At 37.3% G+C, this 14059-nt stretch carries 12 protein-coding genes; 7 read left to right on the top strand and 5 right to left on the bottom strand.

The annotated features are described in order from the left end of the window. Nucleotides 1-9: 9 nt before the first annotated feature. The 4 genes from KI369_RS08705 (at nucleotide 10) to KI369_RS08690 (ending at nucleotide 4731) form a co-directional block, all read left to right on the top strand. Nucleotides 10-999: a tRNA dihydrouridine synthase gene (locus tag KI369_RS08705; RefSeq protein ID WP_212955682.1), complete on the top strand. Its 990-nt coding sequence runs from the start codon at nucleotides 10-12 to the stop codon at nucleotides 997-999. 314 nt (nucleotides 1000-1313) lie between these two features. Continuing rightward, on the top strand, nucleotides 1314-3332 hold the full coding sequence (locus tag KI369_RS08700; RefSeq protein ID WP_212955681.1) for a GAF domain-containing sensor histidine kinase: 2019 nt from the start codon (nucleotides 1314-1316) through the stop codon (nucleotides 3330-3332). Between the two features lie 77 nt (nucleotides 3333-3409). Then, the gene (locus KI369_RS08695; RefSeq protein ID WP_063262717.1) at nucleotides 3410-3928 is read left to right on the top strand and encodes a YehS family protein; all 519 of its coding nucleotides are present in this window, start codon (nucleotides 3410-3412) and stop codon (nucleotides 3926-3928) included. Between the two features lie 95 nt (nucleotides 3929-4023). After that, nucleotides 4024-4731, top strand: coding sequence for a M48 family metallopeptidase (locus KI369_RS08690; protein WP_212955680.1), 708 nt, complete (start codon nucleotides 4024-4026; stop codon nucleotides 4729-4731). Nucleotides 4732-4893: 162 nt separating this feature from the next. Here the strand turns inward: KI369_RS08690 and KI369_RS08685 are convergent, their stop codons facing one another. Beyond that, nucleotides 4894-5589, bottom strand: a complete 696-nt coding sequence (locus tag KI369_RS08685; protein WP_212955679.1) for a GNAT family N-acetyltransferase — start codon at nucleotides 5587-5589, stop codon at nucleotides 4894-4896. A gap of 14 nt (nucleotides 5590-5603) precedes the next feature. Further along, complete coding sequence (locus KI369_RS08680) at nucleotides 5604-6713, bottom strand: mandelate racemase/muconate lactonizing enzyme family protein (protein ID WP_212955678.1); 1110 nt, start codon at nucleotides 6711-6713, stop codon at nucleotides 5604-5606. A 92-nt stretch (nucleotides 6714-6805) separates the two neighbouring features. On the opposite strand from KI369_RS08680, the gene KI369_RS08675 reads away from it, so the two are divergent. Further along, complete coding sequence (locus KI369_RS08675) at nucleotides 6806-8077, top strand: transcriptional regulator (RefSeq protein ID WP_212955677.1); 1272 nt, start codon at nucleotides 6806-6808, stop codon at nucleotides 8075-8077. On the opposite strand, the gene nhaC is transcribed toward KI369_RS08675, so the two are convergent. Next, nucleotides 8066-9487, bottom strand: a complete 1422-nt coding sequence (gene nhaC / locus KI369_RS08670; RefSeq protein WP_212955676.1) for a Na+/H+ antiporter NhaC — start codon at nucleotides 9485-9487, stop codon at nucleotides 8066-8068. The two genes, KI369_RS08675 and nhaC, sit on opposite strands and share 12 nt — an antisense overlap. Nucleotides 9488-9764: 277 nt before the next feature. On the opposite strand from nhaC, the gene KI369_RS08665 reads away from it, so the two are divergent. Together KI369_RS08665 and KI369_RS08660 are read left to right on the top strand one after the other, a co-directional pair. Then, complete coding sequence (locus KI369_RS08665; protein ID WP_212955675.1) at nucleotides 9765-10880, top strand: M20 peptidase aminoacylase family protein; 1116 nt, start codon at nucleotides 9765-9767, stop codon at nucleotides 10878-10880. A 174-nt stretch (nucleotides 10881-11054) separates the two neighbouring features. Then, nucleotides 11055-11663: an SAM-dependent methyltransferase gene (locus KI369_RS08660; RefSeq protein WP_212955674.1), complete on the top strand. Its 609-nt coding sequence runs from the start codon at nucleotides 11055-11057 to the stop codon at nucleotides 11661-11663. A 47-nt stretch (nucleotides 11664-11710) separates the two neighbouring features. On the opposite strand, the gene ahpF is transcribed toward KI369_RS08660, so the two are convergent. Together ahpF and ahpC are read right to left on the bottom strand one after the other, a co-directional pair. Further along, nucleotides 11711-13237 (bottom strand): alkyl hydroperoxide reductase subunit F, encoded by a 1527-nt coding sequence (ahpF, locus tag KI369_RS08655; protein WP_000599491.1) that lies wholly within the window; start codon nucleotides 13235-13237, stop codon nucleotides 11711-11713. Between the two features lie 14 nt (nucleotides 13238-13251). Then, on the bottom strand, nucleotides 13252-13815 hold the full coding sequence (ahpC, locus tag KI369_RS08650) for an alkyl hydroperoxide reductase subunit C (RefSeq protein WP_000924417.1): 564 nt from the start codon (nucleotides 13813-13815) through the stop codon (nucleotides 13252-13254). Nucleotides 13816-14059 lie beyond the last annotated feature (244 nt).

Raw genomic sequence — 14059 nt, 5'->3', positions numbered from 1 at the left:
GAATTTGAAATGATAGATAATTTTTGGCGTGATTTACCACGACCATTTTTCGTACTTGCACCAATGGAAGATGTAACGGACGTTGTTTTTCGTCACGTAGTAAGTGAAGCTGGTCGTCCAGACGTATTCTTCACAGAGTTCACAAACTCGGATAGTTATTGTCATCCAGAAGGTATGAAAAGTGTACGTGGCCGTTTAATTTTCACAGAAGATGAACAACCAATCGTGGCGCATATTTGGGGAGATAATCCTGAATATTTCCGTCAAATGAGTATTGGTATGGCAGAGTTAGGATTTAAAGGCATCGATATTAATATGGGTTGCCCAGTACCGAACGTTGCATCAAGAGGAAAAGGTAGCGGCCTTATTCTACGTCCAGACGTTGCGGCAGAACTTATTCAAGCGGCAAAGGCAGGAGGACTACCTGTCAGCGTAAAAACGCGACTGGGCTTTAAAGAGTTAAGCGAATGGGAAGATTGGTTAACGCATATTTTCAAACAAGATATCGCAAACCTTTCTATTCACTTACGTACAAGAGAAGAAATGAGCCAAGTGGATGCGCATTGGGAACTAATTCCGGAAATAAAAAAATTACGTGACCGTATCGCACCAAATACGCTAATAACAATCAACGGAGACATTCCTGACCGTAAAATCGGACTGGAACTTGCTGAAAAATACGGCATTGATGGTGTTATGATCGGACGAGGTATCTTTAAAAATCCATTTGCTTTCGAAAAAGAACCAAGAGAGCATAGCAGTAAAGAACACCTTGATCTTTTAAGACTGCAGCTTGATCTTCAAGATCAATATGCAGAAGTATTACCACGTTCTATTACAGGACTACATCGCTTCTTTAAAATTTATGTAAAAGGCTTCCCAGGAGCTGCTGAACTAAGAAATCAATTGATGAGTACGAAATCAACTAATGAAGTGCGTGCATTGCTTGATAAGTTTGAGGCGAGTGCTAGTGAGACCCAGGGTAGTGAAACGGTGTAACTTTTGAAAGTTAGAGGGGTGGAGTGTAGTAATTTTATTAGTGTAAGGTGAACCGTATCAGAAGTAAGTGAGGTATTCTATATAAAACAAGGGTAAGAAAAGAATACAGGAGAAAATGGTAGGTTGATCTTGATTTTCACTGATATTAGCATGTTTATTTTATCCCGCTATTTGCGGGCAGTAAAACTCCCACCTCAAAATTCTGCTAGTGCAAAGAGGTTAGGTTGGATTCAGGCTGATAATAAGGGGGGGATGAATCACCCCTCACTTATTAAAGTTGCACTTTATTACGCCTATAATTGGAGGCTATGCAAATGTTAAGTGATCAGACGAGATATTCTAGGCTCGCGAATATAACGAAAATAATAAATACAAAATTAGAACTACGTGAAGTATTGCAGCGTGTAACCATGGCGATATCAGAGGAGATTGTTAGGTGTGACGCTGTTGGAATTTATTTACCTGAAGAAGATGGAACATTTAGAGGGTTTGCAGGAAAACCAGAGACCATAAATGGCGTAACGCTCGATACTCAGGTAATTGACCCTGAAGTAGACTTACTGGCAAAAGAAGTTATTGAAACTAAAAAAACCATCTATATTCCTGATACCTCAAAGGATCATCGACCGGATCCGAGACCAGTCGATGCGTTCAAAATTAAGTCTTTATTAGCTCTGCCTATCTCATTTGGGCAAGAGTTATTTGGTCTTGTTTTTTTATTTGATTATGGAGTTCCAATGAACTTAACAGATTCAGAAATTCAAAGTGTTGAAGCTTATGTAAATATGGCGGCGGTCGCCATTCAAAACGCAAAAAATTTAACCCAAAAAGAAAATCTTATTGCCGAGAAGCAGCTGTTACTAAATGTTACCCGTGATTTATCAATGTGTTCCTCAATACAGGAGAGTTTTGATAAATGCTTTTTTTACTTAAGACAGATTTTAGAGAGTAAAAACATGGCTGCCCACCTTTTAGATCCGCTAGACAAAACAACGATTAAGACAACGAAGTTAAGCTCGGGTTGTGATTGGATAGAAGCAGATTGGATAGAGAAAAGCTATGAAGCCAAGATTCAAGAGATTATTCGAACAAAAAATATAGATAGTAAGGGTTTACTGATGATTCCATTGGTTTCAATGGGAGAAGTATTGGGGGTAATCGTCGTTGGCAAAGAGGAAAAAACTCATAATTACGATGATTCCCGAATTCAACTGGCAAAATCTATCGTTGATGCCACAGCTCCTACGTTTTCAAACTTGTTATATATGGATCAACTTGAAAGCATGGTGGAAAAACGAACGAGAGAACTAGCTGCTGCTAATGAAAAAGTCACAAGTGTGATTGAAAGTATTACGGATGGATTCTTGACTTTGAATAATAAATGGGAATTTACGTATGTAAATAAACATCAACATTTCCCACAAAGAAAAACAGCAAAAGACGTATTAGGTAAGAATATATGGGAGGTCTTCCCAAGTAGCGTAGATACAGTTATATATAAGGAGCTTCATCGTGTAATGTCAGAGCGAACTACGGTTCATTTTGAATTTTTTTCTACCTCTGATGAATATTGGCATGAAGTTATTGCATATCCGTATGATGATGGTATTTGTTGTATTTGTAAAAACATAACAGAAAAAAAGCAATATGAGCAGGAATTGAAAAGGTTATCCAACATAGAGTTAATAGGGCAAATGGCAGCAGGTATCAGCCACGAGATTAGAAATCCAATGACAACAGTACGAGGATTTTTGCAGTTATTAAAAGAAGAGAACAACTATGAGAAACATAATAACTACTTTAATTTAATGGTTGAAGAACTTGACCGTGCCAATTCTATTATTACTGAATTTCTCTCAATAGGTAATACAAAGAAATCAGATTTGCAGATGTTAGATTTAAACTCAATTATCCACGATATTATCCCTTTAATAAAGATAGATACGCATAATCAAAATAAATATATTCAAGTCGATACAAATGACGTTCCAGCATTACTTTTAAATCGTAATGAGATACGGCAATTATTAATGAACCTATACCGTAATGGCTTAGAAGCGATGAGTACAGGGAAAACTCTAACCATTAGCACCTATAAGGAAGGGCAAAATTGTGTGGTGCTTGCAGTGCGGGATGAAGGGAAAGGTATTAGCCCTGAAGTATTAGAGAAACTAGGGACTCCATTTTACACAACCAAAGATAATGGAACTGGATTGGGATTAGGCGTATGTTATGCCATTGCTGCCCGTCATAATGCAAAAATAGAAATTCAAACGGAATCGGAAGGCACTACCTTTTTTGTTAAATTTAATTATGAAAATAATAAAAAATAATCTTATTTAGATTAGTTACGGTAAACTGTATTACAAATAAAAAGTTAAAAATAATCAACATTTCAGGAGGAAAAACAATGGCAATGAGCAACAACGATATATTAAAAAGAGTAAGATACGCTTTAGATATAAGAGATATAGATATGGTAGAAATCTTTAAACTTGGCGGAATGGAAGTAACGAAAGAAGACGTAGTTGATATGCTTACAAAAATAAAGAGAGCGCCTCAGCATGAAGCTGAAAATGATGATGTAGCTGAAGATGAGTACGTAAAAACATGCGATATGATGATGTTAGAAGCATTTTTCAATGGATTTATTACTTTAAAAAGAGGGAAGCAAGATCCGAAACCAGGACAACCGGCACCTGTACAAAGCAAAGAGAGTGCTAACAACCTTCTTTTAAAGAAAATGAAAATCGCACTTTCATTAACGAGTGAGGATGTACTTGATATATTGGATAGCGTAGGCGTTACGGTAACAAAGGGAGAACTAGGAGCACTATTAAGAAAAAAAGGCCATAAAAATTACAAAGAGTGCGGCGATAGATACGCAAGGAATTTCATTAAGGGATTAGGTGTAAAGTATAGAGGGTAACGAGTTTGTAAAAGCGGTAAATGATATAATAGGTAGAGTAGGACGTTCGTGTTCTACTCTTTTTTATTTGTAAAAATAATACACTAGGTGATGAAATGGTACATACATATTTAGGTGAAACAATTAATTTTCATATAACTTATAAAAAGAAAAAATCGGTGCGTCTTTTTGTAGATTCGTACGGAAATGTGGAAGTGCAGGCCCCAAAGGGAACACCTGTTGAATACTTAGTCCAGTTGCTAGAGGAGAAGTGGGATTGGATTCAGAAAACACGTAAGGAAATGCAGGAGCGAGCACTTGGATCACAGGAAAAGGATTATGATCAAGGAGAGGGCTTTCTGTATTTAGGAAATACGTATCCGATACAGATTTCCCAAGATGCAAGTATTAAACAAGATAATGCAGTGTTTGAAGGAGATAAGCTACATATTTATGTGAAAGAGCTTAAGGATGAGAAAATCCAGCAGGCTTTAAAACGATTTTACTATAAGCAGTGTAAGTCATTAGTAGAGAAGAGTATTAAGGTGCATCAAAGTAACTTCAAAACAAAACCGCGTTCTATTCGTATTACAGATAGTAGCCGCACATGGGGCACTTGCGATTCAAATTTACAGTTAACATTTAATTGGAAACTAGCGATGGCACCACAGCGAGTAATTGATTATGTAGTTGTTCATGAAATGTGCCATATGGTTCATTTAAATCATGATCGATCTTTTTGGCGCCTTGTCGGGAAAATAATGCCTGATTATAAGGAAATGGAGAATTGGTTAGCATTATCTAGTTGGAAGATGACGGTTTAGTAATGCACTACTTTATATAGGTTGTGATTATTGTTAAAATTTGTCGGTAAGTCGATATGTTTCAAAAATCGCTGATATATTTGGAGTTGCAATCGATATGGTCAATGAAGAGAAAGCAAAAGGAGATGTCATAGCAGGCATCTCCTTTTTTTGTTGTAGCAATTATCGCCCAAACTTCACAACAAAATCTCCATCCACTTTCTCCATCTTATACCCACGATACCCTTCCGAAAGCAACGCCTGTTGTCCACCAGCATTGTTCATTGGAATGCTCTTAATATCCGTCCAATCCCTTTCATTGTCCTCACGCAATTCCTTCACAAACACATACCGCATACTACGACCATATTTCTCCTTCAATGCAGCAATCTTCATCCCTTGCGCGAACTTATCCTTCAAACTCGGAATGTTAAAAGGGGCAACGGTGCAGCAAACGTAATCGTATTTGCTATCTTCTTTTTGTAATTCGTTCATAATAACTGTAGCTAATATTTTTTGCATCCCATTTCCTCGGCTATTCGGATGAACATTTGAGATTTCTTGATAGATGACGCGATGTAGTTCGCTTTCTTGTATGCCAATATCAAGTCCTAAATGTTCATCGTCAATAGGAGGGACGAGTAGGGCACGAAATGCGATAAGTTCGTTTTCGATAAAAGCACCGATCATCATGCCGTTTCCTTCTAGAATGTATTGAAACTCTTCTAACGAGAGTGGTTGTAAGCGACTTTTATCTTCTAGTGCTTCAACTACAACGTTTTGTAGTGATAAAATTTGTTCGATGTGCTCTAGTGATAGTAATGTAACGTGAAATGGATCGTTATTTTGTTTTAATGATCCTTTGTATAGAACTGTCATGCGTTAGCCCTCCTTTAGCGTACAACGTCTTGAAAGACGGTTAGTTCTTGCAGGGTATCTTCATTTATTTCAATGCCGAGTCCTGGCTTTTCGTTTAAGCGAATAAATGGTACGTCATAGTGTAAGTTTCCGATGTCTTTCGTGAACTTTAATGGACCTGTAAGTTCAACGCTCGTAATGATTTTTTTCGAGAAAGCGACATGGAATCCTGCGGAAGAGGCAACGGATGATTCGACCATGGATCCAACTTGGCATTCAATGCCGGCCATTTCTGCTTGGTGAGCGAGTTTTACAGCAGGATATATGCCACCGCATTTCATTAGTTTTATATTTACTTTATCAGCCGCGTCTAATTTAATGATTTGGCGCATTTCACGAGAACCTTTTAATCCTTCATCAATCATAAGCGGAAGGTCTGTTTTAGAACGAATGTGAGCCATTGCGTCAATATCGTCTGCGACAACAGGCTGTTCAATCCAGTCGATGTTTACATGACCTAATGAACGAAGTGCCGTTAATGTGTTTGCACTATTTTTCCAACCTTGGTTTACATCAACGCGAATCGCAATATCATTTCCTACACGTTCACGTACCGCTTCAATTCTTTTTACATCTTCTTTTACATTTGTACCGACTTTCATTTTGAAAGATTGGTAACCCTTCTGAATCATAGAGGCAGATTCTTCAGCCATTTCTTCTGGATCTGCGATACTTAAGACGTGAGTGACAGGAAATTCTTCATGGTAGCGTCCGCCAATTAATTGATATATAGGTTGATTTAGTTTTTTGCCCATTATATCAAAACAAGCAATATCTATTGCAGCTTTTGCAGTAGGAACACCGTAAATTGTATTGTCCATCATATCGTGTATTTTCTCGATATTCATTGGATTTTGCCCGATAAGAGCAGGAGCAAGTGTATGTTTTAAAGTATGGAAAGTACTTTCCCATGATTCGCCTGTAACGTGATCATCAGCAACGCCTTCACCGTAACCGATAATGCCTTCATCTGTTTCCATTTTGACGATAATAGAAGGCATATCAGAATAAGAACCATAACTAATAACAAACGGATCGCGAAGCGGTAAACGAATTGCGTAAAGATGAATAGCTGTAATTTTCATTGGGTAGAGACCCCTTCCTGTTTACAATAGTTTTGTACATTTGATATAGTTGACGTTAAATAGTCGTTAATTAATGATAAGGAGTTAGAGAAATGATGATAAAAATTGCAGTTGTCGGTTCAAAAGAGTTTATGGGGACACTTTTACCTGTTGCTCATAAACTAGAAGAAATAGAGATTGATCCATATATTTATCTTCATCCGGCAGAATCTTCTGAACTATTAAAGCGTTTAAAGCCTTGTGATTTCATCTTTTTCTCAGGTGCTTTACCTTATTATATGGCAAAAGAAATAAGAGAACAATTACGAATTCCGAGTATGTACTTACAGCAAGACGAGACAACCATCGCATCTTCCATTCTTTCTGTCATATATCACCAAGGTATTCAACCACATCAAATCTCAATTGATTTAGTAGACCGTTCCTTCATTACAAATGTGTTCCATGATATCGGCATAAAAGAAAAGCCACAAGTGTTTGATTATAAAAATATGCTGTGGAGTAAAGATGAAATAAATAGAGTTATTGATTTTCATGTAGCTAAATATCAATCTGGAGAAGCTCATTTAGCTTTAACTAGTATTCACGCTGTCTATGATGAACTTCAAAAAATAGGTATTCCTTCAGAGCGTATGATAGACCCGAAGCAATCTATTATACGTGGGTTAAAAGATGCAAAAATAAAAGCCGAGTTAGCAAAAAGCCATTCAGCTACCGTTGGTGCTTGTATGATTTCTTCTTTAGAATTAAGAGAAGGTTTGCTTGAGCAATTAGATGCCATTTCAAAAGCACTACATGGTTCATTTAAAAAAGTTGATGAAATGACATTCATTTTGTATACGACTCGTGGTGATATTGAATCGATTATAAAAACGAATATGATAAATAATTTATTTGCGAGTATAGAAGGAATGATAGCTATTGGATTTGGTTACGGAAAAACTGTAAAAGAAGCGGAGCAAAATGCTAAAATCGCTCAAAATTTTGCGAAGAACAATCCAATAGACCACTGTTTTTATATACTAACAAGTGATAAAGAACTATTTGGTCCGTTCCCAAAAGGGCAGAGAGTACAAAGTTTGAAGAATGACAACCCAGAACTAATGAAAATAGCGAAAGAAACGAAACTTAGTCCAGCAAACTTATCAAAAATTATTCAATTTAGTCAATCACATCCGTCATTGAAGTTTACAGCTGCAGACCTTTCTGAATACTTACAAGTGACTCGCCGATCAACAGAAAGGTTATTAAAGAAACTAGTTGATTATGGATATGCTCATATTTGCGGCGAGGAAATGCCCTATCAACAAGGGCGCCCTCGCGCAATATATGAAATGAATTTACCGATATCTTTAAGCTTCTAGTTGAGCCTGTTGTTTTTTTAGTAGTTCTGCTTTTTCAATGTCTGATAGTTTTGTAATTGTGAGACCAGTTATGCCGTAAATGATTGAAATAATAGGTACGATGAAATTCAATATAGCATAAGGAGCATATTCGAATGCGCCAACTCCAAGTGTTGCGAGTATAAATACACCACATGTATTCCAAGGTACGAAAACAGAAGTTAATGTTCCGCCATCTTCTAATGCTCTGGATAAATTTTTAGAATGTAGTCCTTTTTCTGTGTATGCATTTGCGTACATTCTTGAAGGAACAACGATCGAAATATATTGTTCAGAGCAAGTAAGGTTTGTTGCAAAGCAAGATGCGATAGTAGAAGCGATAAGTCCTTTTGCTGATGTCGCTAATTTTAAAATTTGATTTACAATTGAGCGAAGAATACCAGTATGTTCTAGTACTCCTCCGAAAGTCATAGCGACAATTGTCATAGAAACTGTATTCATCATCGAATCTAAGCCGCCGCGGTTAAAGAGTTCGTCTACTAGCTTATTTCCAGTGTCTATAACGAATCCAGCTTGGAGTGCACCGACAGATGCGGAGACAGAACCACCTTGAATAAAGACTTGTGATAGGAATCCTAAAATAATACCTACGAGAATAGCTGGTATAGCAGGAACTTTTTTAGCGACCAATACCATAACGACTACAGGTATGATTAGTAGGAAAGGCGAGATAACAAAGTTTTGTTGCAATACTTGTAACGTTTGATCGATACTTTTTGCATCAATATTGTTAGCACCGAAGCTTCTTCCTAAGAACGCATAAACGATAAGAGTAATAATTAAACCTGGAATTGTAGTAAATAACATATGACGAATATGTGTGAATAAATCTGTATTTGTTAATCCAGCAGCTAAGTTTGTTGTGTCTGAAAGCGGTGACATTTTATCGCCGAAATAAGAACCGGAAATGATAGCACCGGCAACCATTGGAGCTGGGATTCCCATACTTAGGCCAATTCCCATTCCTGCAACACCAATTGTTCCCATTGTGGACCAAGAGCTACCGATAGCTAATGCAACAATAGAACAAATAATTGTAATTGAAACTAAAAATAGTGATGGAGTTAAAAGATTTAAGCCGTAATAAATCATTGTTGCGACGATTCCGCCGCCAATCCAAGCACCGATCGTTAAACCTACTAGAATAATGATAACGATAGCGGGTAATGCGAGGCGAATTCCTTTATACATTGCTTCTTCAATATCGTGCCATTTGTAACCGTAACGCCAAGCGACGATAGAAGCAACGGTAGTACCAATAATAAGTGGGACGTGAGGGCTTTGTTTTAATACAACAATTGTAACCATCATAACTGCAACTGTAACGATAATAGGGATCATTGCTACGCCAAAAGGTATTTCTTTTTTCATAAATTGCCTCCTCATTATGTATGTTTGTATTTTTAGAATTGTCGCAAAATAGACGTTATTAGATTATAATAACTAAAAATTGATATAAGCGTCAATAAAAAAACAGAAAATAAGGAATGTTCTATCGTTATGAAGTGAGTGGAAATAAGTTGTCGATCGTATTTAAAAATAAATAATTGACTTTTTTCTTAAAATTCAATATGTTCATAAAAACATCTGTTTTTCATAAGTATAATTAACCTGAATGGTTTTGGAATTTGGGAAGGAGAATGTAGCTTTGAAAACATTAGAACTACAAGAGCGGTTAACTGAAATTTTTCAGCATTTACATGAAAACCCTGAAGTGAGTTGGAAAGAGTATGAAACGACAGCGTATATTACTAACTTTTTAAAAGAAGAAGGAATTTCATATAAAATATTTGATGATTGCCCAGGCGTGATTGCTGAAATTGGAAACGGAAATCCAGTTGTTGCGATTCGTGCCGATATGGATGCACTTTGGCAAGAAGTGGACGGAGAGTTTAAAGCGAATCATTCATGTGGTCACGATGCTCATATGACAATTGTGATGGGGCTTATTTTACAATTGAAAAATATGAGATGGAATAGTGGAACAGTTAGATTTATTTTTCAGCCGGCAGAGGAAAAAGGAAATGGTTCTTTAAAGATGGTAGAGAAGGGTGCCGTGGATGATGCGGACTTCTTATTTGGTGTTCATCTAAGACCGATTGAAGAACTGCCTTTGAAACAAGCTGCCCCATCTATTCGTCACGGAGCGGCAGGGTTTTTAGAAGGAACGATTCATGGAGATGATGCACACGGGGCACGCCCGCATCAAGGGATAAATGCAATTGATGTCATTTCTATGATCAATATCGGTTTGAAAAATATATGGCTACCACCGCAAAGTTCATATTCAGTGAAGATGACGAGATGTCAAGCTGGTGGAGATAATTTAAATATCATTCCAGGTAACGGCCATTTTAGCTTAGATGTAAGGGCAGAAAATAACATATTACTAAATGAATTGAAGGGAAAAATAGAGCGAGTAATTCTGTCAGCGGAATCAATGGGATCTAAAGTATCTTATGAGTGGATCGATCTCGCACCAGGAGCTGAAGTTTCAGAAGAAGCTGAGCGCTTTATGCGAAAAGGCATTCTTGAGGTATACGGGGAAGAGGGATGCACTGGACCACTGTATACGACAGGAAGTGATGATTTCCATTACTACACAGTGAAGAGACCACATTTAAAAGCTGTCATGCTTGGACTAGGGGCCAACCTACAACCTGGATTACACCATCCGTATATGAAGTTCGATCATAGTTGTATTATGGATGGAGTAGAAATATTGAAACAAACTGTATTGAAAGTATTAGAGGACAGGGGCTAGATAGCTCCTGTCTTTTTGTAGGAATTTGTTGTTAAGTCGATATCCTTTGTCGAAACGTCGGTAGATTGAAAAAATTGTTTGTATAATTTCACGTACCATTTAATCCAATAAAAAAATGAGTCTCCAGTACATGGTGTATAATAATAAGTACCATTTTCTAATAGGAGAAGACGAATGAACGAACAATATTACGATGCTGTATTACATATAAAAACTGTCGGTGAGCAAAAGGGCTTTAACAAGTCTATGCACTATCATCGTTATGAACCGACGCCATATAGCGGATTAGATGAGTTATTGAATCAATATGAAATAAGAAGTAGCGACCAGATTGTAGACTTTGGATGCGGAAAAGGACGATTAAACTTTTACATGCACCATAAGTGTGGCGCTTCAGCGGTTGGAATTGAAATGAATGAAGAGTTCTATAAAGAAGCAATGGATAATCTAGAGCGCTATGCACGAAAGGTAAGAAACAGTAAAGATAAAATTAGGTTTGAATGCTGTTTAGCGCAGGAATACGAGATTGACCCACGTGATAACCGGTTTTATTTCTTCAATCCATTTTCTGTACAAGTATTTATGAACGTAGTAAATAATATTTTACTTTCGGTAGAAGAGGCGGAGAGAGAAGTGGATATTATTTTATACTATCCTTCTGAAGATTATATTTTCTTCTTAGAGAACCAGACTGCGTTTGAATTGAAGAGAGAAGTAAGGTTGCCAGGGGCTTATGAGAAGAATGGAAATGAGAGGTTTTTAGTTTATACATTAAGATTATAAAAAAGCAGGTGCCTTGGCACCTGCTTTTTTTACTCACGTCTATATAATTAGTTACGGATTAAGTAATCAAATGCACCTAAAGCTGCGTTTGCACCTGAACCCATAGAGATGATGATTTGTTTGTACGGATTATTTGTACAGTCACCTGCAGCAAACACTCCTGGTACGTTTGTAGCACCGTGCTTGTCTGTTACGATTTCACCGCGAGCGCGTTCAACTGTTTCGCCTAACCAGTCTGTGTTTGGCACAAGACCGATTTGTACGAATACACCTTGTAATTCAACGTGATGAACTTCTTCAGTTTCACGATCGATGTAAGAAATACCGTTTACTTTATCAGTACCAGTGATTTCTTTCGTTTGAACGTTTTTCAGAACAGTTACGTTTGGTAAGCTGTTAAGACGCTCCTGTAATACAGCATCAGCTTTTAATTCTGGCATGAATTCAAGAACAGTTACGTGCTTAACAATACCTGCTAAGTCGATAGCAGCTTCAATACCAGAGTTACCGCCGCCGATAACTGCTACGTCTTTTCCAATGAATAATGGACCGTCACAGTGTGGGCAGTATGCTACACCTTTATTTTTGAACTCAGCTTCACCTGGTACGCCAACGTTACGCCAGCGAGCACCTGTTGAAACGATTACGCTCTTACTTTTCAGAATAGCGCCGTTTTCAAGTTCCACTTCAATAAGTTCTTTTTTCTCTAAACGTTTTGCACGTTGTAGATTCATTACATCGATGTCGTATTCTTTTACGTGCTCTTCAAGGCTTGCTACTAGCTTAGGACCTTCAGTGCGTTTTACGCTGATGAAGTTCTCAATACCCATAGTATCCATTACTTGACCACCGAAGCGCTCAGCAACGATACCAGTGCGGATGCCTTTACGTGCTGCATAAATTGCTGCACTTGCACCAGCAGGGCCGCCACCAACAACAAGAACATCGTATGGATCTTTATCAGAAAGCTCTGATGCATCTGGACCGTTACCCATTTTAGCTAAAATTTCTTCAAGTGTCATACGACCGCTTCCGAAAGATTCGCCGTTTAGGAAAACTGTTGGTACTGCCATGATGTCTTTGCTTTCTACTTCCTCTTTGAATGCAGCGCCATCAATCATAGTATGTGTAATACCAGAGTTTAGAACGCTCATTACGTTAAGAGCTTGTACAACATCAGGACAGTTATGACAACTTAGGCTGATATAAGATTCAAAATGATATTCGCCTTGAATGTTTTTAATTTGATCGATTAATTTTTGTTCAACTTTTGGAGCGCGTCCACTTACTTGTAGTAAAGCTAACACTAATGAAGTAAATTCGTGTCCTAATGGAATACCAGCGAATACGACACCAGTGTCTTCACCAGGGCGATTTACGCTAAAGCTTGGTGTTCTCTCTAATTCAACTTTTTCTACTGTAATCTTAGATGACATAGTAGCTAATTCGTCTACTAGAGCTAACATATCTTTAGATACGTCGTCGTCTCCAGCGCTTACTTTAAGTAAAATATCGTTCTCCATTAACTGAAGGTATTGGGATAGTTGTGTTTTTATATCTGCATCTAGTATCATTTTGATCGAACTCCTTAGATTTTGCCTACAAGGTCAAGGCTTGGTTTAAGTGTTGCAGAACCCTCTTGCCATTTAGCTGGGCAAACTTCACCTGGGTTGTTACGTACGTATTGAGCTGCTTTAATTTTGTTAACAAGAATGCTTGCGTCACGGCCGATACCGTCAGCATTGATTTCCATAGATTGGATAACGCCGTCTGGATCGATGATGAATGTACCACGAGCAGCAAGACCTTCTTCTTCCATTAAAACGTTGAAGTTTGTAGTGATTGTGCGAGTTGGGTCACCAATCATAATGTATTCGATTTTGCCGATAGTTTCTGAGCTATCATGCCATGCTTTGTGAGTGAAGTGAGTGTCTGTAGATACAGAGTATACTTCAACACCTAAGTCTTTAAGAGCTGCGTATTGGTTTTGTAAGTCTTCAAGTTCAGTTGGGCAAACGAATGTGAAGTCAGCTGGGTAGAAACAAACTACACTCCATTTTCCTTTTAAACTTTCGTCAGTAACTTGGATAAATTCTCCATTATGGTAAGCATTAGCTTTAAACGGTTTTACTTCTGTGCCGATTAATAACATATTAAAATTCCTCCTAAATGTTGGTTGTGAGCATCAAAAAATAGTGTGCTCATAAAATATATTTTTTAATTAACTATAATAATTCTAATTCGATATTAATTATCATATAGAAGTGGTTATTTTGTCAAGAGAATAAACCAACTTTATATCAATTTAATTACTATTTATTCTCAATTAAGATTGTTAGGGAATTAAAAGGTGGTTTTCATATAATAGATTTTCAATGAGTATGTAATAGAGTAGT

Origin of the sequence: Bacillus sanguinis, from assembly GCF_018332475.1 — a bacterium.
Classification (GTDB): Bacteria; Bacillota; Bacilli; order Bacillales; family Bacillaceae_G; genus Bacillus_A; species Bacillus_A sanguinis.
Note: the sequence above shows the minus strand (reverse complement) of the source record. Positions and strands in the feature narration are given on the sequence as shown.